Raw genomic sequence first — 26,792 nt, forward strand, 5'->3', positions numbered from 1 at the left:
TGCATTTGGGAGAGAAAATGGGTTTCACAAAATGGGTCAAGAAGACGGTCAAGAAGGTCGGCAAATCGTTTAACGATGTCGTCAACGACACGGTCAAGGATATCGGCGGCGGCATCGACGATATCGGCAACAGCTTCGACGACATGGGCAATGCGGCGCGCGAGATCGCGGAAGACATCGCGGAACTGGGCTACACCAAGAAGAATTTCGGCAACGGCAACGACAATTTCACCTCCAGTTCGGCGGGCGGCAACTTTTTGTATGGTGGTGGCGGCAATGACACCCTGCGCGTCACGGCCGGCGCTTACAACGTGCTCAAGGGCGAAGACGGCGACGATACGCTGAGCGTGCAGGTCGGCGGATACAACAAGCTCGACGGCGGCAACGGCAACGACAACCTGTCGGTCAGCGCCGGCGCGGACAACGTCCTGTTCGGCGGCGAGGGCGACGACAGCATCTCGATCGGCGCCGGCGCGAGCGCCGAGATCGATGGCGGCGGCGGCAATGACCGCATCAACGTGGCGGCCGGCGGCGCGGTCAAGGTGAGCGACTGGAACGGCCACAACACGATCCATTACAACGCGCTGTCGGGCACGGTGAACACGGGCGGCGGCAACGATACCGTGACCGGTAACGGCGCCAAAAACACCATCAACACCAACGACGGCGACGACAAGGTCGAGATGACGGGCGCGAGCAACAACGTCAACGTCGGTAACGGCAACAATACCGTCAACCTGACCGGCGGCAGCAATGTGCTCAACGCCGGCAACGGCACCGACCGCATCACGGTCGGTGGCGGGCGCAACGTGGTCAACGCGGGCGACGGCGCGAATGTGATCAAGGCGGACGGCATCGCCAACAAGATCACAAGCGGCAATGGCGCCGACAAGGTGACCGTGAGCGCGGTGTCGAACGAGATCAACACCGGCCAGGGCAACGATGACGTCGTTGCCAGCAGCGCCAGCAATATCATCGATACCGGCGACGGCAACGATACGGTCAAGGTCGATGGCGCGTCCAATATTGTGCGCACCGGCAACCACGACGACAGCGTCAACGCGAGCGGCGGCTCGAACCTGCTGGAACTGGGCAGCGGCAACAACAGCGCCAATGCGGCGGGCTTGTCGAACGTGATCAAAGCGGGCGATGGCAACGACACCGTGGTCGCCATGGGCGGCGTGAATACCGTTTCGGTCGGCAACGGCGCCAACAGCGTGACCGTGGGCGGCGGCGCCAACATCGTCACCAGCGGCAACGGCAACGACAAGATCCACGCTTACGGCGGCAGCAACACGCTGACCATCGGCAACGGCAGCGACAAGCTGGTGGTGCTGGGCGGCGTCAACGTGGTGGTCGCCGGCGACGGTGGCGACAGCATCATCGCCGGTGGCGGCGGCAACGCGGTCGGCAGCGCCGGCGGCAATAACAGCATCCTTGCCGGCGGCTTGCTGAACGTGGTGTACAGCGGCGGCGGCGACAACCAGATCGGCGCGCTCGGCAATACCAACGCGCTGGCGGCCAACGGTGCGTCCAACCTGATGGCGGCGGTGGGCAACACCAACGTCGTGCTCGCGAACGGCGGCAAGAACACCGTGCTGGCGGCCGGCATGGGCAACCTGGTCGCGACCACGGTGGGCGGCAACACAGTTGCCGCGGTCGGCGGCGCGAACGTGATCCTGACCGAAGTGGGCGGCATGCTCGACGCCGCCAGCGGCGGCCTGGGCAAGGTACTGGCCGGCGCGATTCCGGACAAGACCGTTGCCACGGCCATCAACAGCGCCACCGGCAAACTGAGCGGCGCGATCCAGAGCGGCAGCGGCAAGGACGTGGTGATCGCGGTCGGCGGCACCAACGTGATCTACACCGGCGCGCAGGACGACGTAGTCGGGGCCATCGGCGGCAATAATGTGCTGCTGGCCAACGGCGGCAACAATGTCAGCACGGCCATCGGCTCGAACAACCTGCTGATCAATACCGCCGGCAGCAACGTGGTGACGACCCTGGGCAGCGCCAACGTGGTGCTGACCGGCGCGGGCGAGGGCATCACCGACCTGGCGAAGAAGCTGGACAAGGCCACGACCGGCAGCGCCACCAGCGCGATATCCAAATTCCTCGGCAATAACCTGGCCAAGGGCGACGGCAACGATATCGTTACCGCGATCGGCGGGGCGAATGTGGTCTACACCGGCAGCGGCAATGATGTCGTCACCGCCCTTGGTTCGACCAACGTTGTGTGGGCGGGCGCGGGCAACGACGTGGTGACGGCGGCCGGCTCCAACAATATCGTGTGGGCCGACGGCGGCGTGGATCTGGTGACTGCTGCGGGTAACAACAACCTAGTGGTGACCGGCAATTACGCCGAGGTGGCGGCCACCGCCGTCGGGCTGGTCGATGCGATCGCGGCCGGTGTCGCAGCGGTCGACCTGGTCGGCAAGGCCGGTTTGGGCGGCGTGGCGACCAGCCAGGGCGGCACCGAGGTGGTGACCGTGATGGGCAAGAACAATGTGGTGGTCGGCGGTAGCGGAGCGACCGTCGTCACGGCGCTGGGCAGCAACAATCTGCTGGTGACCGGGGCCGGTAACGACGTCATCAGTGCGGCGGGCAGCAAGACCGGCATTGTGGCTGGCGCCGGCAACGATGTGGTGACCGCGCTCGGCTCGTACAACGTGCTGGTGGCGGGCGAGGGCAACAACGTGGTCACCGCCGTCGGCAAGGGTAACCTGATCAGTGGCGGCAGCGGCAACGATGTGCTCACCGCGATCGGCGTCGGTTCGGTCGGCGCCAGCAAGGCGAACCTGAACGTGCTGCTGGGCGGCGACGGCAACAACGTCATGACGGTCGTCGGCAAGGACAATATCGCGATCAGCGGCAGCGGCAAGGATGTGCTGGTCATGGCATCGTATGGTTCGCAAGAGAAAACCACCGAAAGCGGCAAGGAAGGCGCCGACACCACCACCACCAGCACGACCAAATTCGACACGCAGGCGAACGTGGCCTGGACCGGGGGCGGCGACGATACGGCCGTGCTGTACGGCTCGCACAATGTGCTGGTGGCCGACAGCGGCAACGATACCGTGATCGTGGTCAATGCCGGCAGCAAGCTCGATTACAAGAGCGAAACGACCAACGGCGCCAACGAAGTGGTGTCGTCGACCAAGGTGAACGCCGATACGGGCTTCAATTTCGTGCACGCCGGCAGCGGCAACGATACCTTGGTACTGGCGGGCACCACCACGGTCGGCATGGGCGGCGAGGGCAATGACGTGATCGTCACTGCGGCGCAGAACAATATCGCCATCGGCGGGGCGGGCAACGACGTCATCATCGGCCTGTCCGAAATGACGGTGTTCAACGCCGTCGAAAGCCTGGTCGAGAACGACTACGAGTCGGCCGGCGACTGGGTCGGCGCGGCCATGAACTACAACTTCGCCTCGTCGCAGGTGAAAGCCTTGACCAGTGGCAGCCTGAGCAAGCTCAATCTGGTCGGCAATGTGTTGCTGGGCGGCGAGGGCAACGACACGGTGTTCGCCACCAACGCCGGCACCTATATCAGCGGCGGCAATGGCGACGACGTGATGATGGGCATGGGCTGGGGTGTGATTACCCAGTTGCTGGGCAAAAATGCGGCCACCTTGGGCGGTGCGGTCGGTGGCGGCTTTGCCGATGTCAGCAAGTATCTGGGCGAGAGCATGCTCAAGGACTTGTCGAGCGGCTGGGACCAGATGGGTCCGGGCATCAAGGCCAAGCTGGCGGCGGCCACGGCCAGCGCCGCTGCGCTGGGCACCAGCCTGGACGGCGTGAGCGGCAAGGCGCTGGGCGCGGTGTCGGGCGTGACCGGGGTGGAACTGGGCGACTTCAACGTGGCCGGCGGCATCAAGGGTGCGATGAATGGCGTCTCGACCGGTGTCAACACGGCGGTGGCCGGCATCGGCAAGGGCTTCAGCTACGCGGCCGATGCCGATGTGGCAGGCGCGCTGGCCGACAGCGCCAGCTTCCTCGGCAGCAAGGTTGCCGCAGGCAGCGAGGCGACCTTCGACGGGCTGGCGTGGCTGACCGACAAGCTGGGGCTGGACATGGACTTCGGCGATTTCAATGGCGCCGAAGGCTTGGTCGGCGGCTTCCTCGCCTATCTGATCGGTTACAAGTATGCCGGCGACAACGACCTGCACGGCGGCGCCGGCAACGACACCTTGTACAGCGGCATGGGCAACGATGATTTGCGCGGCGGCAGCGGCAGCGACACCTACGTGGTCTCGATGGGCGATGGCAAGGATACGATCTACGAAAGCGCGGGCGGCAACGACATCCTCCAGTTTGCGGCCAACAGCATTTTCTCGGGCGTGACGATGCAGGCGGCTGGCGTGAAGGCCAATATCAGCGGCAAGGACCTGGTGATCAATTACGTCAACGACAAGGTGTCGTTCGCCAAAGTCACGATCGCCGACTATGCCAGCGTCAACATGAAGGAAGTGCAGTTGATCGACCAGTCGGGCGTGCTGGTGTCTACTATCAGCATGCATAGCCTGATCGCCGGCGCGGGCGACAGCGACCCGTATGCGATGACCTCGGTGTGGACCGCAAACCACCTCGATGCCTTTGCCGAGCTCATTCTCTTGGGCACGCAGCAGCAGGCGGCTTAAGCCGGTTTGCGCGCAACAGACAACGCAGCCTGTGCCAAGGCTGCGTTTTTTTGTTGTTGGCGCCAGCCGCGCCGCGTAGGCAAGCCGGAAATATTTCCATGGCATGGTAAAATTTTATGATTGCCAGGGCGATGGGCGCCATCGGCTTTTACCTTTTTGCGGACGCACACCATGCCGATTTCTGAAGAAACTGTCACCTTTTTCAACCGGACGGTCACGGAGTACGACCCCTCCGAGCCGGTCACCTTGTCGGACGATACCGTCTACCGTCTGTCGCTCGACTACGAAGATGAGCAATCGATGTCGGAGCTGATCGAAGAATTCCTCGGCCTCATCGACAAATCCCAGCTGAGCGCGCTCATTATCGGCGCGTGGAGCGACGAATCCGACGTCAGCTCGGCCGCGCTCGTCGAAACCCTGGTCCGGCACGCCGGCGAGCTGCCGAACCTGCGCGCCCTGTTCATCGGCGACATGACGTACGAAGAGCGCGAAATTTCCTGGATTGTGCAGAGCGATCTGACGCCGCTGCTGAACGCTTTCCCGCAGCTGGAAGAGTTTCGCGTGCGTGGTACCGACGAGCTGAAGTTCCAACCGTTCACCCACGCCAAGCTGCGCACCTTGACCATCGAAAGCGGCGGCTTGCCGGCCAGCGTGGTCGAATCGTTGGCCGCCTCGACAATGCCTGCGCTGAGCCATCTGGAATTGTGGCTCGGTACCGATGGCTACGGTTTTTCGGGCGATGTGGCGCTCTACCAGGACCTGGTGGTCAAGCTGCGCACGCCGACCCTGGAATACCTGGGCCTGCGCAATGCCGAAATCGCCGATAAGCTGGCCGTGTGGCTGGCCGGCTACGAGCTGGTCGGCTGCCTGACAACGCTCGACCTGTCGCTCGGCACCCTTGGCGACGTCGGGGCCGAAGCCCTGTTCAACAGCCCGTACGTGCCCAAGCTGAAGACACTGAACCTGGAGCATCACTACATTTCCGAAGAATGGCAGGAAAAGCTCAAATCGCTGCCGATTACGGTCGATCTGTCCGATCCGCAAGACGACGATGACGACGGCGATCGTTACGTCGCCGTATCCGAGTAAGGTTCAGCCGGCGTGGCGCGCATGCCTGGCGATGGCGGTCGCAACTCCACGCCCTTCATTTTGTTGGGCGTGCGTGGCGGAAAGCGGGAGAAGTTGACGCAGGCGGCCCGCGCCGCGCTTGGCCTGCCGCCGGCGCAGTTGCTCGACTGGTGCGAATGGCTGCAACAGCCGTCCCTGCTGGCGGCCAGCCTGGCGCGCCCGTGCGTGTTCAAGATCGACTCGCCGGGCGACGATGCGCGCGTGCATGCCTTGCTGACGCGGCAGGGCTGCGACGCCCTCGGGTGCGCCTTGCCGCGCTTGCCGGACAGGGGCGAAATCGCCGTCTCCGGTGAATGGTTTGCCGGCTTGTCGCTGGCGCTCGGGAGGGTGGCGGATGAACTTTTGGCGCTGCCCCATGTCCAAGTAATGAATTCGCCGCATGAACTGCTACTAATGACAGACAAGCTGGCTTGCCAGCGGCATTTTGCCGGGCGAGGCATTCCCATTCCGGGGTTGCTCGGCCCCATCGAAGGTTATGCGCACCTGCGCGCGGTGTTGGACGAGCACGACCTGCAACAAGTGTTCCTGAAAACGCGTTACGGATCGAGCGCGTCCGGCGTGGTGGCGTACCGGCGCAACGGGCGCGGGGCCGAGCAAGCGACCAGTTCGGCCGACCTGGTGCACGGCGAGGGCGGGGCGCGCCTGTACAACGTCAAGCGCCTGCGCACTTACAACGCGCAGGCCGACATTGCCCGCTTGATCGACTTGCTGGCGCGCCAGCAAACCTATGCCGAGGCGTGGATTCCCAAGCCGCGCCACGGCGACGGGCATTTCGACGTGCGCGTGGTGACCTTGGGCGGGCAAGCCACGCACCGGGTGGCGCGGGTCGGCGCGCGCATGATGACCAATCTGCACCTCGACAACCAGCGCGCCGATGTGGCCAGCTTGCTGGGCGAGAAAGACCTGGCCGTGCTGGAGCGGACCGCGTGCGCGGCGGCTGCCACTTTTCCGCAAAGCCATGTCATCGGCCTCGATCTGGTGGTGCGCAAGGGGCGCGCGCATGTGCTCGAAGCGAACGCCTTCGGCGACCTGCTGCCCAAGTTGCTCTGGCAGGGCCGCGATACTTACGCGGCCCAGTTGCACAGTTTTGCATCCCATGAAGCCTGATCCGCGTTCGATTCCCGACATGAACCAGGTGGTCGGCAGCCACGACATTGTGTTCATCACGCTCGACACCCTGCGCTACGACGTGGCCCAGCGTTTGTACCAAGCGGGCGAGTTGCCGGTGCTGGGGCCGCGCCTGCCGCCCGGCGGCTGGGAGCGCCGCCACAGCCCGGCCAGCTTTACCTATGCCGCGCATCACGCGTTTTTTGCCGGCTTCCTGCCCACGCCCGACCATCCGGGACGCCATCCGCGCCTGTTCGCCACGTCATTCCGGGGCAGCGAGACGACCTCGGCCCACACCCACGAGTTTGCGCAGGAAAGCGTGCCGGCCGGCCTGGCTGGCGCTGGGTATCGCACCATCTGCATCGGCGGGGTCGGCTTTTTCAACAAGGAAACGGCGCTCGGTTGCGTGCTGCCGGGCATGTTCCAGGAAAGCCACTGGAAGCGTTCGCTCGGCGTGGACGGCCTGCATTCGACCGAACGCCAGGTGGCGCTGGCGATCGCGCGCCTAGACGCGCTCGGCCAGCAGCGCGTATTCCTGTTCATCAACGTCGCGGCGATTCATTCGCCCAACCGTGGCTATCTGCCCGGCTGCACCAGCGACAGTCTCGACAGCCATGCCGCCGCGCTGCGCTATGTGGACGGGGCGCTGGCGCCGCTGTTCGCGGCCTGCGCGGCGCGCGCGCCGACCTTTGCCATCGTCTGCTCCGACCATGGCAGCGCGTATGGCGAGGATGGCTTTCGCGGCCACCGCATCGCCCATGAAAGCGTATGGAATGTTCCATACGCCCATTTCTTTATCGACTTTGAGGGACCGACGCCATGAATCATCCCGCCACTCCCGGCACGCTCGCCCAGCGCATGCGTCACACGCCGTACCAGGCGTATTCCTATTCCTATCCGCACAAGGCGGCATACCGCTCCCTGGCCGCGCCGGCGTCGTTGGCGCAACTGTGGGCGGCGCAGGACCGCTCGGCCCTGTTCGCCTACATCCACATTCCGTTCTGCGAAATGCGCTGCGGCTTTTGCAATCTGTTCGCGATGGCGCGCCCGACGCCGGAGATGGTGGAACGTTATGTGGCGCAGGTGGTCCAACAGATGCGTGTACTCGACCAGGTGCTGGGCGAGCGCAAGTTTGCCCGCTTCGCGCTCGGCGGCGGCACGCCCACGTTCTTGTCGGCGGCGCAGTTGCAAACGCTGCTCGATGGCGCGCGCGATATTCTCGGCATCGATCTGCAGACCACGCCGGCCGGCATCGAAGCTTCGCCCGAGACCGTCACGCCCGAGCGCATGGCGGTGTGCCGCGGCATGGGCATCGACCGGGTGAGCCTGGGTATCCAGAGCTTCGCGGCGGGCGAGATGCGCTCGCTGGCGCGGCCGCAGCAGAACGAGGTGGTGACGCGGGCGATCGGCTATATCCGCGATGCGGGTTTTCCGACGCTCAATCTCGACCTGATTTACGGCATTGGCGGGCAAACGGTGGCGAGCTTGCTGGCGTCGATCGACAGCGCCCTGGCGTTCAGGCCGGAGGAACTGTATTTGTATCCGCTGTACGTGCGCCAGCATACGGGGCTGGGCAAGATTGCGAACAGAAAGGGGGCAGCCTCATTCGATCCGATTGTGCTGAACCAGGAAGGCGACAGCCGCATGCAGCTGTACGAGGCCGCGCGCGACCATCTGCGCGCGCGCGGCTACGTGCAGGTGTCGATGCGCATGTTCCGTGCGCCGCACGCGCCGAGCGAAAGCGGGCCGTCCTACTGCTGCCAGAACGATGGCATGGTGGGGCTCGGTACCGGTGCGCGCTCGTACACGCGGGACCTGCACTATTCGACCGATTACGCGGTGGGGCGGGCCGATACCATCGGCATCATCGACAATTACCTGGCGTTGGACGCCGACAGTTTTACCCATGCACACCACGGTTTTGCGCTGGGGCCGGACGAGCAGCGGCGCCGTTACGTGATCCAGTCGCTGCTGACCGATCCCGGGCTCGATCCGGCGGCGTACACGCAGCGCTTCGGCGGCGACTGCATGCAGGACTTGCCGCAACTGCATGAACTGGGCGCCCTCGGCTTGCTGGAAGAGGGCACGCCGATTCTTCGCCTGAACGATCGCGGCTACGGTTACGCCGATACCATCGGCCCGTGGCTGGCGTCGGACCAGGTGCGCCACTTGATGGCCGACGGCGGCACGACATGCTGAGCATGCTGCCGGCTGCCGCGCTTGACCAGGCGCAGCCGGCGCGGCAAGCGGAGCAGCCGGGGCAGCAGTCACGGCAAGCGGTGCTCTCGCTTCTGTATCGCGGAACGCTGTCCGGATGCAATTACGACTGTGCGTATTGCCCCTTCGCCAAACGGCGCGACAGCCGGGCCAAGCTGGCGCGCGACGCGGCCGAAGTGGCGCGCTTTGTCGCCTGGGTGGGCGCGCAGGAGCGGCCCATCAGCGTGTTGTTCACGCCGTGGGGCGAAGGCATGATCCGGCGCCATTACCGCGATGCGATCACGGCCCTGTCGGGCATGGCCCATGTGCGCCAGGTGGCGATCCAGACCAATCTGTCCGGGCCGCTGGCATGGCTGGAGCAGGCCGATCGGCGCAAGGTGGGCTTGTGGTGCACCTACCATCCGAGCCAGGTGCGGCTGGAGCGCTTTGTCGAGCGCTGCGCGCGGCTGGCGCGCATGGGGGTGGATTTTTCGGTGGGCATCGTGGCCATGCGCGAGCACTACGAGGATATCCGCGCCTTGCGTGCCGCGTTGCCGAGCCAGCACTATCTCTGGCTCAACGCCTACGACCGGCGCGCGCCGGGGTATTACAAGGCCGAAGACCTGGCCTGGCTCGATGCGATCGATCCGTGGTTCAGCTACAGCCGCAATCCCGAGATGTCACGTGGCAAAGCCTGCCGGGCCGGTTCGGAGGCGCTGTCGGTGGACGGGGATGGCGAGGTACAACGCTGCCATTTCTTGCCGCAGCGCCTGGGTAATCTGTACCAGGATAGCCTGGAAAACATGCTCGTCGAGAAGCCGTGCAGCCGCCTGCGCAAATGCGACTGCTATATCGGTTACGCGCACCGGCAGGACTTGCCGTTCTATGATGACTTCGGCGCCGGTGTGCTGGCGCGCATTCCGCTGCGGCTGGTGCCGGCGCAGGGGTGAACGCAATGCTGCGGCAGATCACGAATCCACACCGCGTTCTCGTCGAGGCTGGCATGACCGGATGCTTCAGCTCAGACCTTTTCTCCTTTGAATTGGTGCTGGGACCCCACGAAGCGCTTGTCAGTTTTTCCAGGAGTACCCAGCACATTTTGCCCGGATAGCCGAAGGCGAAGCGGGCAGTGCGCCGCTGCTCGATATGACGTCGAACGACATGCCAAGGGAATTTTTGGAAGACGTTGTTGCCGATCCCACAACGCAGCCTGCCCTGGCCGAACGGATACGTACAGCACTGGCGCAGGATTCCTTTAACCGGGCGTTTGCTATTGTTGTATTGGCGCGGCAACTGGCGCACCAGTTGGGGTATGGCCCGCTTCGCGCCAGCGCAATTCCGGCGGCGCGAATCTGACTGTTGGGCATGCGTTTTCCCCTTGCCGCTCAATATAGTGCCGTGCGTAGCGCTTTTCGCTATTGCACCAGCGGCATGCCGGGCGCAAAATCGATCGCATCGCATCCACAGGGGAGACCTGGCAATGGCTAATTCAGTGCTGGCTGGCATGCTTGCAGCGGCGGTAGCGGCATCCCCGGCGCCACCGGCGACGCTGAAGGTAAGCGGAGGCAGTCTTGCCGGCCTGCTCATGGCCGATGGCAGCAGCATTTACTACGGCATCCCGTACGCGGCCGCGCCGGCGGGCGAGCGGCGCTGGAAACCGCCGGCCGAGCGCGCGCCATGGAGCGGCGTTCTCGACGCGCGCAAGCCGGCGTCCGCTTGCGTGCAGGAGAATGTCGGCTGGAATGGCGATTTTCTTGCCGGGGCCAGCGAAGATTGCCTGACGCTCTCGATCCGCGCGCCGGCCGCCGCCGGCAAAACCAGGCTCCCGGTATTGGTCTATATCCACGGCGGTTCGAACTCCGCCGCCGGGGCGGGCAATATGGCGGAAGACGCCCTGCACAGGGAAGGCGTGCTGCTGGTCAAGATCCAATATCGGCTGGGCCTGTTCGGCTTCATGGGCCTGGATGCCTTGCGCGAGGAAAGTCCGAACAAGACGTCCGGCAACTATGCCCTGCTGGACCAGATTGCCGCGCTGAAGTGGGTCAAGGCCAATATTGCCGCTTTCGGCGGCGATCCCGGCAACATTACCATCAGCGGCAATTCGTCGGGCGCCTTCGATGCGCTGCTGCTGACCATCTCGCCGCTGGCGAAGGGATTGTTTCAAAAAGCCATATTGCAAGCGGCGGCGCCGGGGGCGCCCATGACGGCGCAGCAGAACGAGGAGCTCGGCAAGGTGGTGCTGGAGCGGCTCAAGTTGCCGCCGGGCGCGGCCGGCCTGGCCCAGTTGCGGGCGCTGCCGGCCGACACCGTGATCAAGGCCGGACTCAAGCTGCCGGTGCGCACGGGCATCGATCAGCGTTTTTTGTGGGAACAACAGGTCGTCGACGGTTATGTGTTGCCGTATGCCTATAGCGAGGCGTATGCCAACGGCGCCGGGCGTGGCCTCGCCATCATCATCGGCAACAATCGCCAGGAGCTCGGGGCCGACCGCAAGCCGGACGTCGTCCCCGCCATGTTGGCGTCGGCATTCGGCGCGCAGGCGGGCGCCGCGCGCGCTCTCTACAGCGACGATGCGCGCCTGGGCAGCATGCCCACCCAGCTCCTGACCGATATGTGGTTTCGTTGCCCGGTCCATTGGCTGACCGGCCGCATGCTCAAGGCGACCCCGAAAGTGTGGCGTTACGAATTCGGTTTCGGCGTGCCCGGATCAGGCCGGCCGCCCGAACACACCAGCGAGATGCACTACGTGTATAACGCGGTGCCGGCGAGCGCGATCGACGCCGCCTGGCCGCCGCTGCAGCGTTACTGGGCCAATTTCATGCGCAAGGGAGATCCGAACGGCAGCGGCTTGCCGCCCTGGCCGCCCATGGGAGCGCGGGGGGCGTATTTGTCGGTCGCACCGGAAGGCATCGGCACCGGGGAGGGTTTGCGCTCGGCGATCTGCGAGCTGATGTACAAGGAGCGTGACTATCCGGCTTCGCCAGTGGCTCCCGGCTGATGCGGGGGGCCACTGGCGCAGCTTGGTCGCTTTATTCGAGGATGGCGCCGCTACCCTGAGGCAGCCGCTGGCGCGCCGGAACCTGGCTTGCGCCGGGGGCACGCGCGGCAAGCAGCCGCGCACGCCGTTTGCGCACCCAGATGATCACCCCGGTCACGCTCAGCATGGCCACCACCACGCCCAGGAACGACAGGACAATGCGGCCCGGCAGACCGGCGATGCGGCCCGAATGCAGGGGGAACTGGAGTTGCAGGAAGATATCGCCGGCACTGCCCGTACCCGGCACGCGGTCGGCCACGAATTTGCCATCCTTGCCGTCGAAATACAGCCAGGAATTGCCCAGGCCGACATCGCCGTGATCGTTGCCCGGCTGGAAGAAGCCGACACCGTAGAGGCCGTAAGCGGAGGCGTAAAACACGCCGCCGACCGGGTCGGTCCAGCCGCGCTTGTTGCCTTCGGCGCGCGCCAGCGCTATCACCTGGTCGCGGCTGATGAGCGCCGGAATCGGCTTTTCCGGCGGGTTCATGGTGCGCGCGGCAAACGCATCCGGGCTGAGCGTGGAGACGGTCGAGAGCAGCGGGCGCACCACGCGGTCGGTCAGGTTCATCGACACCGAGGTGATGGCCAGCACCAGCAAGAGCAGCCAGGCCCACACGCCGCCCGAGCGGTGCAGGTCGAAATTGAGCTTGGGGCCGCCTGCTTTCCAGCGGAAAGCGAAGGACTTGCGCCAGCTGCGGACGTTGGGAAACGACAAGTACAGGGCGATGAAGCAATCGAGCACCCATACCATGGCGATGATGCCCATGAACCAGATGCCCAGTTCGATGCCCTTGACCTCGGGAATATGCATCGAGTAATGCAGCTTATACAGGAAGGGCAGCAGGTTTTCGCGCGCCAGCGAAATGTCGCCCCACTGGCGCCTGGCCTGGATCTTGCCGGTCACCGGATCGACGCCGATCTGGTTAAAGCCCAGTTCGTGCGGCTTGCCGGTGGCCGGATCGATCGTCCCTTCGACCGACATCATCGAGGTGTGGCCCGGCTCGACCTCGGTCATCACGTAGCCGATGCGCACGCGCGGATCAAGCGCTTCGATCGCCCGCGCCAGCTCGGCGCCGGGGATCTGGCGCTGGGCCGCCGGGCCGCTGTGGGCATGGAACAGGTCGGGATTGAGGGCCGCGTCAAGCTCGTGATCGAAGGAGATCAGGGCGCCCGTTGCACCGGAAATGAACAGGAAGATCGCCACGCCGAGTCCGAACCAGCGGTGCAGGATGACCAGTGCGGGGCGCATATCAGTATGTCCAGTTGAGGGTGGCGCTGGCGCTGCGTGGCGCCGCGTAGTACGCCTGGCTCCAGTACAGCGAGGTCAGGTATTTTTTGTCCGTCACGTTGTTCAGGTTCAGGGCCAGGGTCATGTTGCGGTTGATCTCATAGCGCGCCATCAGGCCCAGGGTGGCGTAGCTGTCCTGGCGCGTGACGATGCCCTGCTCCTGCTCCTGCTCCTGCTCCTGCCCCTGCTCGCGCTCGATGTCGCTCTGCCAGTTCAGGTTGGCGCCGATCTTGAGCTGGGGCACGGCCGGCAGGCGGTAGGTGCTCGACATGCGCAGCAGGCGGCGCGGCACGTAGGTCCTGGTCTTCTTGCCCTCGCCATCTTCCACTTTCAGGTGGGTGTAGCCGACGCTGGCCAGCCAGCCCTTGGCCAGTTCGCCCGTCACTTCCAGCTCGGCGCCGGTCGATTCGGCATTGATGCCGCGATAGTAGGCCTTGGCGCCATTCATGTTGACCTGCTCGGCGGTATTGTCCTGGCGTGCGCGGAAGAGGGCGCCGGAGTAGCTGGCCTTGCCATCGAACAGATCGCCCTTGAAGCCGGCCTCGGCGCTGCTGCCCATGATCGGATCGAGCGCCACGCCGTTGATGTCCTGCTCGCTTTGCGGGCTGAAAATTTCGGTGTAACTGGTGTACAGGCTCAGCTGCGGCAGCACGTCGACCACCAGGCCCACGTACGGCGAAGTCCGGCTGGCCGATTTCTGTTTGCTGCTGCCGTAAGACAGGCCGCTCGAATCAGCCTTGGTCGCGTTGAAGCCGGTCAGCAGCTTGACCGTGTCGGCCAGCGTAAAACGCGCCGCCGCATACACGGTCTTGCGCACGTCCTGGTAGGTGCTGCCGTCGAAGCGCGCGTCGAATTCCGGCAACGGATAGGCGCCGGTAAAGTCGGTGCTGGCGGTGAGCGCGGTGCCGATGCCGCGGCCGTAGCCGGACAGGTCGTCCAGGCGCGAGCGCGACCAGCTGGCGCCGAAAGAAAGATCGTGCTGGCGGCCGGCCAGCGTGAACTGTCCGCTCGCGCCGATGTCGAACAAGGTCTGGCTATGGTCCGAGCGGTAGGCCGACGGGTACGAGAACAAGCCTGCGCCGGTGGCCTTGTCCGGCGTGCCGTACACGTAGAACAGTTTCGAGCGCGACGATTCCTTGTTGTGGCTCAAGGTCGACTTGAGCGCCCAGCCCTGGCCCAACTGATGGTTCAACTCGACAAAGCTGCCCTTGGTCGTGCTGTCCCAGAACGACCAGTCGGCCGAAGTGCTGGCGCCAGTCGGGTAGTTGGTGGGGCTGCCGTCGGTGAAATACAGCGGCAGGGCGCCCCACATGCCGCCGCGCGACTTGTTGTCTTGCCAGGTGTGGCCGATGCTGAGCAGGGTGTCGCTGCCCAGTCTGGCTTCGACGATGCCGTAGGCGACGTTCTTTTTCGTTGCGTAGCGATCGAGGTAGGAATCGCCCTGCTGGCTGGCGACCACCACGCGGCCCTTGACGCTGCCGCTGTCGTTCAGCGGGCTCGACAAGTCGGCATCGATGCGGCGCGTGTTCCACGAGCTCAGGGTCAGGCCGGCGTTGGCGGCAAAGGCGGCGCCGGGACGCTTGCGGATGAAGTTGACGGTGGCGGACGGGTTGCCGGTGGAGGCGGCCAGGCCGTTGGCGCCGCGCACGATGTCGACACGGTCGAACAGGGCGGTATCGAGGTTGCCCATCATGTTGCCGAATACCAGCGGCGTGCCGACACCGTCGACCTGGAAATTGATGATGTCGAAACCGCGTGCAACATAATAGGTGCGTTCGGTTTCGACTTTTTCGACGGTCACGCCGGTGGTGTTGGCGAGCACGTCGTTCACCGTGTCGAGACGGAAATCGTCCATGCGCGCGCGCGTGACGACCGAGACCGATTGCGGGGTTTCGCGCAGGGTCAGGTTGAGTTTGCTCGCACTGTCGCTCTCGCGCACCTTGTAGTTGCCATGCTCGTTCGCGCCGGTGATGGTGATGACTGGCAGCACGGCGGCCTCGGGTGCATCGGGCGCCTCGTCGGCGGCGCTGGCGGCGCCAGCATGGCCGAGCGCCACGGACAGGGCGAGGACCAGCGGACGCAGGCGTGGACGGGGAAAGGACGAGACGGACGTGTTGATACGGCGAGGCATGCAAAAACTCCTGAGGTGAGAAAGATCGTCACTGGCTTGGAGACTGCGCCTGGCTTGCGAACGATGGGGTGCGGATGTGCTGCGGATACGGTGCGCTGTCGTCAACACAGATGCGAATGATTCTCATTTTATCAAAAATGCCAGGAGGGCGCAAACGGCCTCGCGGCTTGCGCCGTTGTCATGATGAAATAACTGTTGCAAAATTGGCGGTTTGGGGCGGATTGGCTTGGCTGGACTGCCGCGCCGGGTTACGCTTGATACTGAAGCGAACAATGCTGGCAAGTAAAGAAAACGGGAGGGTGACGGATGCGTCCTGATGGGCTGATGATGGTGGCGCTGCTGGCCTGTTCCGTTCCGGCGCGCGCATGTGATATACCGCCCGTCACCATTGCCGATTACGTTCATGGCGCGGCGAATGGCAGGGTTGTGTTCGTTGGCAAGGTGGTGTCGTCGGCAACGCAAAAAACGGGCGGCGTGGTGATCGAAGACGTGACCGTGCGCGTGGGCAGGGTGTTTGGAATCAGCAATCTCCCTCCGACCTTGCCAGTTCTGAACCGCATTACTGGCGGCATGAATCCCTGCGGGATCAGGGATTTTTCCGCCGGGACTGGAGACCAATGGCTGATTTTCGGCCAGCGTGACGCGGAGCGCGTCTATCCGGATCTTCACCTGAGCCGCAAATTGGTCAACGGACACATTGACCAGTCGCTCTTGCGCCAGATCACGCCCTCGCTACGGTCGGGAAAATGAGCGCGCTCGCGCGGCAGCTGTGCAGGGGCGCTGGCGCTGGCAAGCGCTCAATAGTCGCAGCGGTAGAAATGCCCCATGATCGGCACCACGCGGCCGGCGCAGTCGGAAAAGAGGGACAGGTCGCTGCTGGTCCACGCCGCGCTGTCCTTGGGCTCGGCGATGCGGCCGCTGGCGTCGTAGATTACGTAGGTGGTGTTGGTGTCGATCTTGCTCCAGTCATAGGCCAGCACCGGGCGCTTGCCGGGCGGATGGGTCACCAGTTTTTTATCGAAGCTTTGCCCTTCCGACATCAGTTGCACCACGTTCGAGGCGCGGCCGATGGTCGCTTGCAGCAATTCGGGTAGCGAGAACAGGGCCGCCAGCACGACGATATAGGTGGCCATGGATGCCGCGCGGCGCCATCGATGGTGCAGCAGGGCGCGTACCAGGCCGAACAGCGAACACAGGGCGCCGAACAGCGCGACCGGAAGGATCAGCATGCCCGCGAGGCCGGAAAACGGCACGACAAGGACAAAAGCGAGGAGCGAGGCGCCCAGCAGCCAGATTGGCCAGCTGAAGTAGGCGTCGCGATGGTGGATGGGGCTTGCGTGTTTGCTGCCGTGCGCGATAGTTGACATGATCGTAATCTTTCGCAAATGAACTGGCGACTTGTTTTTAGCGTCCTGGGCCAGTGGCGTGGCCTATATTGTCACTACCTTGCCGTTAGCGCAATTTGTTTTTGCTGTCGTGCGGCCCCGCCCCTATGCGGGACGGTCACGAAAATGATAGGGCAAGACACTGTGGATGCGGGTCGCCGCGATCGCTGCTTGCCCAGCGGCTACACTTATCTGGTTCAAGCCCTGGGCCACGTCGCCGATGGCATACAGGCCCTCGACGCTGGTCTGCTGGTGGGCGTCGACCCGCAATTCCATGCAGGCCGAGGTGTGCGCGCCGAGCGCCGCCGCCAGGTCGGAGCGCGCCGCTTCGCCCAGCATGGGATAGAGCACGTCGCACTGGTAGGACTCGCCGTCTTCCGTATGCATTACCGGCGTCATGCGCTCGCTCATGGTCACCCCGCGTAGCGGCGAGGTGAGGTAGCGGATGCCGGCGCTGGTGAGGCGCTCGCGGTCGGCCGGGTCGACCAGGGCGTCCCTGGTGCGTTCGAACAGCGTCACGTCGGCCGAAAAGGTGCGCATGAACAGGGCGTGGCCGACCGGGTTGGTGGCGGACGTGACCACGGCAATTTTCTGGTCGAGCACATCGAAGCCATCGCACACCGGGCACAGCCTGACAGCGCCGCACGCCACCGCATCGAGGAAGTTTTCGATCGGCATACCGGTGTCGGCGATGCCGGTCGCCAGCAGTACCGTGCGGGCGCGGATTTCGCCGCCGTCGTACGCGGCCACGAAGCAGCCGTCTTCGTGGACCAGGCGGGTGACTTCGCCCGCGATCACGTCGCCATCATAGCGCTTGAGCTGGGCACGCAGTTTGTCGAGCAATTCCTGGCCATGGATGCCGTCCGGGAAGCCCGGATAATTATGCGTGACGGGAATCCAGCCCAGCCGGCTGTTGCCTTTGTCGACCAGGATGACGTTACGGCGAAAGCGGCGCAGGTAAATCGCCGCCGTCAGCCCGCCGGGGCCGCCGCCAATGATCAGGGTGTCGTGGATGACGGGGGAGGGAATGTAGGGAATCATGGGCGCATTATCGAAAATGCCCGCACAAGCCGGCATCGGTGCGACTCCCGCTGATGGGTAAGACAGGGCTTACACCATCGTTTGCCGCGCACACTTACTTAGTCGTGCGCCTCCGGTTGCAGGGTCACGTGGTCGATACCGTGCCTGGCGAGCAGCATTTCCTTGACCATGGCCAGCACTTCCGGCCAGTCGCGCAGGTTGCCGATGCGCAGGTGGCCGATCAGGGCTGGCTGGCCGGGCGACATGTCCCACACATGCAGGTCGTGCACCGACAGTACGCCCGGCACGGCGGCGAGGTCGGCGCCCACTTGCAGGTAGTCGATCTGGTGCGGCACGCCTTCCATCAGCGCGTGGTAGGAGTCGCGCAGCACGCCGATGGTGGACTGTAATATCAACACCGATACAAACAGCGACAGCAGCGGGTCGATCGGCATCCAGCCGGTGAAGTAAATCACGGCGCCGGCGGCAATCGCCGCGATCGAGCCGAGAATGTCGCCCATCACATGCACCAGCGCGGCGCGGGTGTTGATGCTTTCCTGGTCGCGCGAGAGCAGCCAGGCCACCAGCAGGTTGATGGCCAGGCCGATCACGGCGACCACGAACACGGCGCCGCCCTCGACCTGCTGCGGGCTGCGGAAGCGGTGCAGCGCTTCGAACGCGATCCAGCCGACCACGGCCAGCATGGCGAGCGCGTTGACGAAGGCGGCCAGCGCTTCGGCGCGGCCGAAGCCGAACGAGTGGCGCGCCGAGGGCGGGCGCTTGGCGATCAGTTGCGCCAGCAGCGCCAGGCCGAGCGCGGCGCCGTCGGTGACCATGTGGCCGGCGTCGGAGATCAGGGCCAGCGAATTGGAGAGGAAGCCGGTCAGCACTTCGACCACGGCGAACACCAGGGTCAGGCAGAGGGCGACGGCGAGCGCGCCCTGGCTGCGGCCGACGCTGACGTGGGTATGTTTGGCGTCGCCCTTGTGATGGGCGTGCAGATGGGCGGAGGAGGGGGTGGGTTTGGCGTGCATGACAGGAGTGTAATAGAAAACGCCAGCGCATTTCCCTGCCGTCAGGCGGGGTACTTCGAGGCGCTTGAACATCGTGTTTAAAAAGCGCTTGTCATTCGGGGAATGGCTCTCTATAATGCTGGTCTTCGGGCGGTTAGTTCAGCTGGTTAGAATACTTGGTCGACATCCAAGGGGTCGGGGATTCGAATTCCTCACCGCCCACCAGAACATGCAGTACTGAGTAAGAGAGAGAAAGGCACCATGGTTATGACACCGCGAACTACGACGGAGTTATTCCAGCGACGCTAGTCGAGGTGCTTCCTTTTGCTTACTCAAAATGAAAAACGCGGCTAGTCCGCGTTTTTTTTCGTCCGCATTTTTGCGCACCCCTTTGTTTATACTCTTATTTGTCATTCCCTATCAGTTTCGTTCAGGAGAACAGCATGGTTTCAGTCCGCCTTCCCGATGGTTCAGAGCGCCAGTTTGATGGCCCAGTCACCGTAGCCCAGGTTGCAGCGAGCATCGGTACAGGCCTGGCCAAAGCGGCGCTGGCCGGCAAAGTCGACGGCAAAGTCGTCGATACCTCCTTCCTGATCGAGCAAAACGCCGATCTGGCCATCATCACCGATAAAGATCCCGAAGGCCTGGACGTGATCCGTCACTCCACCGCCCACTTGCTGGCCTACGCGGTCAAGGAACTGTATCCGGAAGCCCAGGTCACCATCGGCCCGGTGATCGAAAATGGTTTCTTCTACGATTTCGCCTACAAGCGCCCGTTCACGCCGGAAGACCTGGTCGCGATCGAAAAGAAAATGGCCGAACTGGTCAAGAAGGATGAAAAAGTCACGCGCACCGTGTTGCCGCGCGACGAGGCTGTCGCCTATTTCAAGTCCATCGGCGAAGCCTATAAAGCCGAAATCATTTCCTCGATTCCGGCCGGTGAAGACGTGTCGCTGTACGCAGAAGGCGGTTTTACCGACCTGTGCCGCGGCCCGCACGTGCCCAACACGGGCAAGCTGAAAGTATTCAAGCTGATGAAGGTGGCGGGCGCCTACTGGCGCGGCGACTCCAAGAATGAAATGCTGCAGCGTATCTACGGCACCGCCTGGCTCAGGAAAGAAGACCAGGAACTGTACCTGCACAACCTGGAAGAAGCGGAAAAGCGCGATCACCGCAAGCTGGGCAAGGCGCTCGATTTCTTCCACTTCCAGGATGAGGCGCCGGGCTTGATCTTCTGGCATCCGAAGGGCTGGACCATCTGGCAACAGGTTGAGCAATACATGCGCAATGTGTACCAGGTCAACGGCTACCAGGAAGTGAAAGCGCCGCAGATCCTCGATCGCGGCCTGTGGGAAAAGACGGGTCACTGGGACAACTATCGCGAAAACATGTTCGTCACCGAGTCGGAAAACCGCTCGTACGCACTGAAGCCGATGAATTGCCCTGGCCACATCCAGATTTTCAATTCCGGCATGAAGAGCTACCGCGACCTGCCGCTGCGCTACGGCGAATTCGGCCAGTGCCACCGCAACGAGCCGTCCGGCGCGCTGCACGGCATGATGCGGGTGCGCGGCTTTACCCAGGATGACGGCCACATTTTCTGTACCGACGAGCAGATTCCAGGCGAAGTCGCCGCCTTCCACGCGCAGGCGATGGAAGTCTATACCGCCTTCGGCTTCGAGAGCATCGACGTCAAGCTGGCCCTGCGTCCGGACAGCCGTATCGGCAGCGAGGAAAGCTGGGACATCGCCGAGGAAGCGCTGCGCAGCGCGCTGCGTGCCTGCAAGGTGGAATGGACCGAGCTGCCGGGCGAGGGCGCGTTCTACGGTCCGAAGATCGAGTACCACCTGAAAGACAGCCTGGGCCGCGCATGGCAGGTCGGCACGGTGCAGATCGACCCGTCGATGCCGGGCCGCCTGGGCGCCGAGTACACCGCGCCGGACAACACCAAGAAAGTGCCGGTCATGCTGCACCGCGCGATCGTCGGTTCGCTCGAGCGTTTCATCGGCATCCTGATCGAAAACTATGCCGGCGCGATGCCGCTCTGGTTGTCGCCAGTGCAAGTATCGGTGCTCAATATTTCGGATGCGCAAGCCGACTACACCCAGGAAATCGCAACGAAGTTGCGCAAACTCGGGTACCGCGTTCACGCTGATTTGCGCAACGAGAAAATTACGTTTAAAATACGTGAACATTCCGTCCAAAAAGTACCGTACATCCTCGTGATCGGTGACAAAGAACGGGATGCCAACACTGTGGCCGTGCGAGCTCGTGGCAATGTCGACTTGGGAGTCATGTCCCTCGATGCCCTGGTGGAGCGCCTCAAACACGAGGTCGATTCCAAAGCTTGACGAGTTAAATCTCGACGCGGCTAATTCATCAGATTTTAAAAGGAAACAACATAGCTACTGACAAGTCGCATCGCATCAATGGCGAAATCACCGCCCCCGAAATGCGTTTATCCGGGGTGGAAAACGAGCCGCTTGGCATTGTGAGCCTGGCTGAGGCTTTTCGTCTGGCCGAAGAAGCGAACGTAGATCTGGTGGAAATTGCGCCGACCGCGCAACCACCGGTATGCCGTCTGATGGACTACGGCAAGTTCAAATATTCGGAGCAGAAGAAGGCGCACGAAGCCAAATTGAAGCAAAAGATCATCCTCGTGAAGGAAGTTAAATTCCGTCCGGGTACTGATGATGGCGATTACAATATCAAGCTGAAAAACCTGATGAAGTTCCTCGATGAGGGTGACAAAACCAAGATCACGCTGCGTTTCCGCGGTCGTGAGATGGCTCACCAGGACATCGGCTTCCGCATGCTGGAACGTTTGAAGGCCGATCTTGAGCCGTATGGCCAGGTCGAGCAGTTCCCGAAGATGGAAGGTCGTCAGATGATCATGATCCTCTCGCCGAAGAAGAAGAAATAAGCAAAGAACGGGCTGCCCAGGCAGCTTGTGCAAAGAAGCGCCCCGCCACGCAAGTGCCAGGGGCGCTTTGTTTTGTGGGTCCACTGCGTGGACGTGCATTCACACGCAAAAAAGTGCAAGGGCAATGCAACTTCTCCGCGGGCTGCTTGCAACATCATGCAACTTCTGTGTTATGATCTCCGGCTTCCTCCTTCACTGGCGGAAGACAATGTGAAAGCAGGCATCTAAGTGCAGCACAGCGTTGCCACCTGCAATCCTATAATGGAGCTGTCCGGAAGGACAGAACTGCTATGCCTAAAATGAAGACCAAAAGCTCCGCGAAGAAGCGTTTTCGCGTGCGTCCAGGTGGAACCGTTAAATCGGGTCACGCTTTCAAACGTCACATCCTGACCAAGAAAACCACCAAGAGCAAGCGCCAACTGCGCGGAATCACGAACGTCGATGCAGCGGATGTCAAGTCCGTCATGCGTATGATGCCGTCGGCTTAATCTCACCACTCACATTAAGGAGTTACTATGCCTAGAGTAAAACGTGGGGTTACAGCTCGTGCCCGTCATAAGAAAATTCTTGTACAAGCTAAAGGCTACCGTGGTCGCCGCAGCCGTGTATACCGTGTTGCCAAGCAAGCAGTCATGCGTGCTGGCCAATACGCTTACCGCGATCGCCGCAACAAGAAACGCGTATTCCGCCGCCTGTGGATCGCTCGTATCAACGCCGCTTCCCGTGAGCATGGCGTAACGTACAGCGTATTCATGAACGGCCTGAAAAAAGCATCTATCGAACTGGACCGTAAAGTCCTGGCCGATATGGCTGTGATGGACAAGCCGGCTTTCGCCGCGATTGTCGCAGCAGTGAAAGCCAAGATCGCTGCGTAAGCAATGATCGATGCAAGCGCCGCCCCCGGGTGGCGCGCAAAAAGCGGGGCAGAGGTTCAAACCTGTGCCCCGTTTTTGATTGTGGCGCGTGCGCCAGTCCCGCTCAACAGGAAAAAAACATCGCATGAACTCCCTGGAAGAACTCGTCGTCTCGGCACAGGCTGACTTTATCGCCGCCGAAGATGCTGCCGCACTGGAAAACGCCAAAGCCAAGTACCTTGGCAAGACTGGCCAGATTACCGAGCAAATGAAGGGCCTGGGCAAGCTCGATCCGGAACAGAAAAAGACCCAGGGCGCGCTGATCAACGCCGCCAAGGTCCGGATCGAAGCCGCCCTGACCGCACGCCGCGACGCGCTCGCCAACGCCCAGCTCGAAGAGCGCCTGAACGCCGAAGCGATCGACATCACCCTGCCGGGCCGTGGCCGCTCTGGCGGCGGCATCCACCCGGTGATGCGCACCTGGGAACGGGTCGAGGAAATCTTCCGCTCGATCGGTTTCGATGTGGCCGACGGCCCCGAAATCGAAAACGACTGGACCAATTTCACGGCGCTCAACAGCCCGGAAAACCACCCGGCGCGCTCGATGCAGGACACTTTCTACATCGAAGGCAACGACAGCACCGGCAAGCCTTTGCTGCTGCGCACCCACACCAGCCCGATGCAGGTGCGCTACGCGCGCACCCACACGCCGCCGATCAAGGTGATCGCGCCCGGCCGCACCTACCGCGTCGACAGCGATGCGACCCACTCGCCGATGTTCCACCAAGTCGAGGGCCTGTGGATCGCCGAAGATATCTCGTTCGCCGACCTCAAGGGCGTGTACCTGAATTTCGTCAAGGCCTTCTTCGAGACCGACGACCTGCAGGTGCGCTTCCGTCCGTCGTACTTCCCGTTCACCGAACCGTCGGCCGAGATCGACATCGCCTTCGGCAGCGGCCCGCTCAAAGGGCGCTGGCTGGAAGTGTCGGGCGCCGGCCAGGTGCACCCGACGGTGGTGCGCAACTTCGGGCTCGACCCGGAAAAATTCATCGGCTTCGCGTTCGGCTCCGGCCTCGAGCGCCTGACGATGCTGCGTTACGGGATCAACGACCTGCGCCTGTTCTACGAAGGCGACCTGCGCTTCCTGAAGCAATTTAACTAATTCAAGGTTCACTGATTATGCAATTTTCCGAAAATTGGCTCCGTACCATGGTCGATCCGAAGATGACTTCGGATGAACTGGCTCACCTGCTGACCATGTCCGGCCTGGAAGTGGAAGAAGTCGAAGCGGTCGCGCCGCCATTCTCGAACGTGGTCGTGGCCGAAGTGCTGGAAGTGGCCAAGCACCCGAACGCGGACCGCCTGAACGTGTGCAAGGTCAATGTCGGCACCGGCACCCTGCTCAATATCGTGTGCGGCGCGCCGAACGTGCGCGCCGGCATGAAGGCCATCTGCGCCATGGCCGGCGCGATCCTGCCGCCGGGCGCGGACGGCAAACCCTTCGTGATCAAGGTCGGCGAACTGCGCGGCGTGGAATCGCAGGGCATGATGTGCTCGGCCAAGGAACTCAAACTGTCCGAGGAAACGAGCGGGCTGATGGAGTTGCCGGAAGATGCGCCGGTCGGCCAGAATATCCGCGACTACCTCGCGTTGAACGACCTCAAGTTCACCATCAAGTTGACCCCGAACAAGGCGGACTGCCTGTCGGTGCTGGGCGTGGCGCGTGAAGTGTCGGCCCTGACCGGCACCCCCCTGGTCTTGCCGCAAACGCGCCAGGTCGCGGTCAACGGCAGCGAAATCTTGCCCGTCAAGATCAGCGCGCCGGACCTGTGCGGCCGCTTTAGCGGGCGCGTCATCCGCGGCCTGAACGCCAGGGCCGCCACGCCGGACTGGATCAAACAGCGCCTCGAGCGCAGCGGCCAGCGTCCGCTGTCGGCCCTGGTCGATATTTCCAATTACGTCATGCTGGAACTGGGCCGTCCGTCGCACGTGTTCGACATGGACAAGATCCATGGTTCGCTGGACGTGCGCTGGGGCAAAAAGGGCGAGTCGCTCAAGCTGCTGAACGGCAACACCGTGGAAGTCGACGACTGGATCGGCGTGATCGCCGACGAGCAGGAAATTGAATCCCTGGCCGGCATCATGGGCGGCGACGCCACCTCGGTTTCGCTCGAAACCACGAATATCTACCTGGAAGCGGCGTTCTGGTGGCCGAACGCGATCCAGGGGCGCGCGCGCCGCTTTAACTTTTCGACCGATGCGGGGCACCGCTTCGAGCGCGGCGTCGATTTCGCCACCACCGTCGAGCACATCGAGCGCATCAGCGCGCTGATCGTGGAAATCTGCGGCACCCAGGACACCGTGGTCAGCCCGATCGACGACCAGATCGTCAACGTGCCGCTGCCCAAAGCGGTGACACTGCGCACCGCGCGCGCGCAAAAAGTGATCGGCGTGCCGATTACCGACGCCATGGTGGCCGACATCTTCACCCGCCTGGGCTTGCCGTTCACCCAGGAGCCGGGCGTGTTTTCCGTCACCGCGCCGACCTACCGTTTCGATATCGAAATCGAAGAAGACCTGATCGAGGAAGTGGCGCGCGTGTACGGCTTCGAGAACATCCCGGCCTTGCCGCCGGTGGCCGCCAGCCAGATGATCATCGCGCCGGAAAACACCCGTTCGCTGTTCGCCGTGCGCCACCAGTTGGCCGACCTCGGCTACCAGGAAGTGGTGAACATGAGTTTCGTCGATTCCGCATGGGAAACCGACTTCGCCGACAATAAAGACCAGATCAAGCTGGTCAACCCGATCGCCAGCCAGATGAACGTGATGCGTTCCTCCCTGATCGGCTCCCTGGTTGCCAACGTGCGCTACAACCTGAACCGCAAAGCGGGCAGGGTGCGCGCCTTCGAAGTGGGCGCCATCTTCCGCCGCAATGCGCAAGCGCTCGACGGTCCGCTGTCGATCGCCGGTTTCGAGCAGCCCAAGCGCGTCGCCGGTATCGCCTACGGTCCCGCGCTGGACGAACAATGGTCGGTAAAATCGGCGCCGGTCGATTATTTCGATGTCAAAGCCGATGTGGAAGCCCTGTTCGCGCCGCGCACCCTGCGTTTCGTCAAGACCAGCCACCCGGCCCTGCATCCGGGACGCTCGGCTATGATCGAACTGGACGGCCAGGACATCGGCTTTATCGGCGAATTGCACCCGCGCTGGCTGCAAAAGTACGATTTGCCGCAGGCGCCGGTCCTTTTCGAGGTGGATGCCATTGCGTTGCAGCAACGATCCGTGCCAAAATATGAAGAGATTTCAAAATTCCCCGGCGCCACGCGCGACCTTGCCTTTGTCGTGAAAAACACGGTGGCGGCGCAGGACCTGCTGGACGCTTTCACTGCGGAATTGCAAGTAAATCCGGCAGGAAAGATTGTGCAAGCCATTGTTTTGTTTGATGAATATCGCGGAAAAGGATTGGAGGCGGACGAAAAAAGCCTTGCTTTCCGCTTTAGCTTGCAAGATACTCAAACCACCCTGCAGGACGATGTGGTCGAAGGCGTCATGAAGGCGCTGGCTGCGTCGGCCGAGCAGAAACATGACGCGAAGCTGCGTTCATAACCGATCCCACCAGCAGTAACGACACGAGGCAGGGCTGTAAAATTAATAACAACGACGTTGATTCCGCCGTACTCCAGTCGGCGCTGGCGGCCGACCTGCACCGCGCGATGCAGGACGCCAGGGTTCGCCAGGACGCGGCGAAGAATCTGCCGACCCTGACCAAGGCCGAGCTGGCCGAACTGCTGTTCGAGCAGGTCGGCCTGAACAAGCGCGAAGCCAAGGACATGGTCGAGACCTTCTTCGACGAGATCAGGAACGCGCTCGAGCGTGGCGAGGCGGTGAAGTTGTCGGGCTTCGGCAACTTCCAGCTGCGCGACAAGCCGCAGCGCCCTGGCCGCAATCCCAAGACTGGCGAAGAAATTCCCATCACGGCGCGTCGCGTCGTGACCTTTCACGCCAGCCAGAAGCTCAAAGGCATGGTTGAAGAAACCAGCCCGATGGCGCGCGCCGCCTGAAGTGAC

Annotated in this window: 21 protein-coding genes and 1 tRNA gene; 17 read left to right on the forward strand and 5 right to left on the reverse strand. The window is 62.9% G+C overall.

Annotation, left to right across the window (positions count from 1 at the left end):
- Positions 1–17 precede the first annotated feature (17 nt).
- The 8 genes from F0185_RS19365 (at position 18) to F0185_RS19400 (ending at position 12,072) form a co-directional block, all read left to right on the forward strand.
- A complete protein-coding gene (locus tag F0185_RS19365) occupies positions 18–4,643 on the forward strand; it encodes a beta strand repeat-containing protein (protein ID WP_167227165.1) in 4,626 nt (1,541 codons plus the stop codon).
- A 171-nt stretch (positions 4,644–4,814) separates the two neighbouring features.
- Complete coding sequence (locus F0185_RS19370) at positions 4,815–5,732, forward strand: STM4015 family protein (protein ID WP_167227167.1); 918 nt, start codon at positions 4,815–4,817, stop codon at positions 5,730–5,732.
- Positions 5,733–5,753: 21 nt separating this feature from the next.
- A complete protein-coding gene (locus F0185_RS19375; RefSeq protein WP_267876015.1) occupies positions 5,754–6,878 on the forward strand; it encodes an STM4014 family protein in 1,125 nt (374 codons plus the stop codon).
- A complete protein-coding gene (locus tag F0185_RS19380; RefSeq protein ID WP_223164537.1) occupies positions 6,868–7,701 on the forward strand; it encodes an STM4013/SEN3800 family hydrolase in 834 nt (277 codons plus the stop codon). The genes F0185_RS19375 and F0185_RS19380 overlap by 11 nt, the downstream gene beginning before the upstream one ends.
- Positions 7,698–9,077 (forward strand): STM4012 family radical SAM protein, encoded by a 1,380-nt coding sequence (locus F0185_RS19385; protein WP_167227171.1) that lies wholly within the window; start codon positions 7,698–7,700, stop codon positions 9,075–9,077. Before F0185_RS19380 ends, F0185_RS19385 begins: the two co-directional genes overlap by 4 nt.
- Positions 9,071–10,024: an STM4011 family radical SAM protein gene (locus F0185_RS19390; RefSeq protein WP_229477099.1), complete on the forward strand. Its 954-nt coding sequence runs from the start codon at positions 9,071–9,073 to the stop codon at positions 10,022–10,024. The genes F0185_RS19385 and F0185_RS19390 overlap by 7 nt, the downstream gene beginning before the upstream one ends.
- 196 nt (positions 10,025–10,220) lie before the next feature.
- The gene (locus F0185_RS19395) at positions 10,221–10,430 is read left to right on the forward strand and encodes a hypothetical protein (RefSeq protein ID WP_167227173.1); all 210 of its coding nucleotides are present in this window, start codon (positions 10,221–10,223) and stop codon (positions 10,428–10,430) included.
- Positions 10,431–10,554: 124 nt separating this feature from the next.
- Positions 10,555–12,072, forward strand: coding sequence for a carboxylesterase/lipase family protein (locus F0185_RS19400; protein ID WP_167227175.1), 1,518 nt, complete (start codon positions 10,555–10,557; stop codon positions 12,070–12,072).
- A gap of 31 nt (positions 12,073–12,103) precedes the next feature.
- Here F0185_RS19400 and F0185_RS19405 read toward each other — a convergent pair whose 3' ends face one another.
- Positions 12,104–13,360 carry a PepSY-associated TM helix domain-containing protein gene (locus F0185_RS19405; RefSeq protein ID WP_167227177.1) on the reverse strand — a complete coding sequence of 419 codons (1,257 nt, stop codon included), beginning with the start codon at positions 13,358–13,360 and terminating at the stop codon, positions 12,104–12,106.
- A 1-nt stretch (position 13,361) separates the two neighbouring features.
- Entirely contained in the window at positions 13,362–15,530 is a 2,169-nt protein-coding gene (locus F0185_RS19410; RefSeq protein ID WP_167227179.1) for a TonB-dependent siderophore receptor, read from the reverse strand.
- Positions 15,531–15,854: 324 nt separating this feature from the next.
- On the opposite strand from F0185_RS19410, the gene F0185_RS19415 reads away from it, so the two are divergent.
- Positions 15,855–16,280 (forward strand): hypothetical protein, encoded by a 426-nt coding sequence (locus tag F0185_RS19415; protein WP_167227181.1) that lies wholly within the window; start codon positions 15,855–15,857, stop codon positions 16,278–16,280.
- 47 nt (positions 16,281–16,327) lie between these two features.
- On the opposite strand, the gene F0185_RS19420 is transcribed toward F0185_RS19415, so the two are convergent.
- The 3 genes from F0185_RS19420 to F0185_RS19430 all read right to left on the reverse strand — a co-directional run bounded on the left by F0185_RS19420 (position 16,328) and on the right by F0185_RS19430 (position 18,969).
- Positions 16,328–16,897 (reverse strand): hypothetical protein, encoded by a 570-nt coding sequence (locus tag F0185_RS19420; RefSeq protein WP_167227183.1) that lies wholly within the window; start codon positions 16,895–16,897, stop codon positions 16,328–16,330.
- A 123-nt stretch (positions 16,898–17,020) separates the two neighbouring features.
- Positions 17,021–17,956, reverse strand: a complete 936-nt coding sequence (locus F0185_RS19425; RefSeq protein WP_167227185.1) for an NAD(P)/FAD-dependent oxidoreductase — start codon at positions 17,954–17,956, stop codon at positions 17,021–17,023.
- 98 nt (positions 17,957–18,054) lie between these two features.
- Positions 18,055–18,969: a cation diffusion facilitator family transporter gene (locus F0185_RS19430; RefSeq protein ID WP_167227186.1), complete on the reverse strand. Its 915-nt coding sequence runs from the start codon at positions 18,967–18,969 to the stop codon at positions 18,055–18,057.
- Positions 18,970–19,096: 127 nt separating this feature from the next.
- Between F0185_RS19430 and F0185_RS19435 the strand changes: the two genes are divergently transcribed.
- The 8 genes from F0185_RS19435 to F0185_RS19470 all read left to right on the forward strand — a co-directional run bounded on the left by F0185_RS19435 (position 19,097) and on the right by F0185_RS19470 (position 26,786).
- Positions 19,097–19,173 (forward strand) — tRNA-Val (locus F0185_RS19435).
- Between the two features lie 218 nt (positions 19,174–19,391).
- Positions 19,392–21,299, forward strand: coding sequence for a threonine--tRNA ligase (gene thrS / locus F0185_RS19440; RefSeq protein ID WP_167227188.1), 1,908 nt, complete (start codon positions 19,392–19,394; stop codon positions 21,297–21,299).
- A gap of 32 nt (positions 21,300–21,331) precedes the next feature.
- Positions 21,332–21,871 (forward strand): translation initiation factor IF-3, encoded by a 540-nt coding sequence (gene infC / locus F0185_RS19445; protein ID WP_099878062.1) that lies wholly within the window; start codon positions 21,332–21,334, stop codon positions 21,869–21,871.
- A gap of 290 nt (positions 21,872–22,161) precedes the next feature.
- Positions 22,162–22,359, forward strand: coding sequence for a 50S ribosomal protein L35 (rpmI, locus tag F0185_RS19450; protein WP_054262960.1), 198 nt, complete (start codon positions 22,162–22,164; stop codon positions 22,357–22,359).
- A gap of 27 nt (positions 22,360–22,386) precedes the next feature.
- Positions 22,387–22,746, forward strand: a complete 360-nt coding sequence (gene rplT, locus F0185_RS19455) for a 50S ribosomal protein L20 (RefSeq protein ID WP_054262959.1) — start codon at positions 22,387–22,389, stop codon at positions 22,744–22,746.
- 124 nt (positions 22,747–22,870) lie between these two features.
- Positions 22,871–23,887, forward strand: coding sequence for a phenylalanine--tRNA ligase subunit alpha (gene pheS, locus F0185_RS19460; protein ID WP_167227190.1), 1,017 nt, complete (start codon positions 22,871–22,873; stop codon positions 23,885–23,887).
- Between the two features lie 17 nt (positions 23,888–23,904).
- Entirely contained in the window at positions 23,905–26,331 is a 2,427-nt protein-coding gene (gene pheT / locus F0185_RS19465; RefSeq protein WP_167227192.1) for a phenylalanine--tRNA ligase subunit beta, read from the forward strand.
- A gap of 107 nt (positions 26,332–26,438) precedes the next feature.
- Complete coding sequence (locus F0185_RS19470) at positions 26,439–26,786, forward strand: integration host factor subunit alpha (RefSeq protein WP_166879215.1); 348 nt, start codon at positions 26,439–26,441, stop codon at positions 26,784–26,786.
- Positions 26,787–26,792 lie beyond the last annotated feature (6 nt).

It is taken from the genome of Massilia rubra (genome assembly GCF_011682065.1).
GTDB lineage: Bacteria > Pseudomonadota > Gammaproteobacteria > Burkholderiales > Burkholderiaceae_D > Telluria_A > Telluria_A rubra.

Coding starts and splice junctions, on each gene's coding strand:
- pheT (WP_167227192.1), top strand. CDS start 23,905: ATGCAATTTTCCGAAAATTGGCTCCGTACCATGGTCGATCCGAAGATG.
- pheS (WP_167227190.1), top strand. CDS start 22,871: ATGAACTCCCTGGAAGAACTCGTCGTCTCGGCACAGGCTGACTTTATC.
- F0185_RS19375 (WP_267876015.1), top strand. CDS start 5,754: ATGCCTGGCGATGGCGGTCGCAACTCCACGCCCTTCATTTTGTTGGGC.
- thrS (WP_167227188.1), top strand. CDS start 19,392: ATGGTTTCAGTCCGCCTTCCCGATGGTTCAGAGCGCCAGTTTGATGGC.
- rpmI (WP_054262960.1), top strand. CDS start 22,162: ATGCCTAAAATGAAGACCAAAAGCTCCGCGAAGAAGCGTTTTCGCGTG.
- F0185_RS19385 (WP_167227171.1), top strand. CDS start 7,698: ATGAATCATCCCGCCACTCCCGGCACGCTCGCCCAGCGCATGCGTCAC.
- F0185_RS19430 (WP_167227186.1), bottom strand. CDS start 18,969: ATGCACGCCAAACCCACCCCCTCCTCCGCCCATCTGCACGCCCATCAC.
- F0185_RS19420 (WP_167227183.1), bottom strand. CDS start 16,897: ATGTCAACTATCGCGCACGGCAGCAAACACGCAAGCCCCATCCACCAT.
- F0185_RS19365 (WP_167227165.1), top strand. CDS start 18: ATGGGTTTCACAAAATGGGTCAAGAAGACGGTCAAGAAGGTCGGCAAA.
- F0185_RS19415 (WP_167227181.1), top strand. CDS start 15,855: ATGATGGTGGCGCTGCTGGCCTGTTCCGTTCCGGCGCGCGCATGTGAT.
- F0185_RS19405 (WP_167227177.1), bottom strand. CDS start 13,360: ATGCGCCCCGCACTGGTCATCCTGCACCGCTGGTTCGGACTCGGCGTG.
- F0185_RS19395 (WP_167227173.1), top strand. CDS start 10,221: ATGACGTCGAACGACATGCCAAGGGAATTTTTGGAAGACGTTGTTGCC.
- F0185_RS19470 (WP_166879215.1), top strand. CDS start 26,439: ATGCAGGACGCCAGGGTTCGCCAGGACGCGGCGAAGAATCTGCCGACC.
- rplT (WP_054262959.1), top strand. CDS start 22,387: ATGCCTAGAGTAAAACGTGGGGTTACAGCTCGTGCCCGTCATAAGAAA.
- F0185_RS19400 (WP_167227175.1), top strand. CDS start 10,555: ATGGCTAATTCAGTGCTGGCTGGCATGCTTGCAGCGGCGGTAGCGGCA.
- F0185_RS19425 (WP_167227185.1), bottom strand. CDS start 17,956: ATGATTCCCTACATTCCCTCCCCCGTCATCCACGACACCCTGATCATT.
- F0185_RS19380 (WP_223164537.1), top strand. CDS start 6,868: ATGAAGCCTGATCCGCGTTCGATTCCCGACATGAACCAGGTGGTCGGC.
- F0185_RS19370 (WP_167227167.1), top strand. CDS start 4,815: ATGCCGATTTCTGAAGAAACTGTCACCTTTTTCAACCGGACGGTCACG.
- F0185_RS19410 (WP_167227179.1), bottom strand. CDS start 15,530: ATGCCTCGCCGTATCAACACGTCCGTCTCGTCCTTTCCCCGTCCACGC.
- F0185_RS19390 (WP_229477099.1), top strand. CDS start 9,071: ATGCTGAGCATGCTGCCGGCTGCCGCGCTTGACCAGGCGCAGCCGGCG.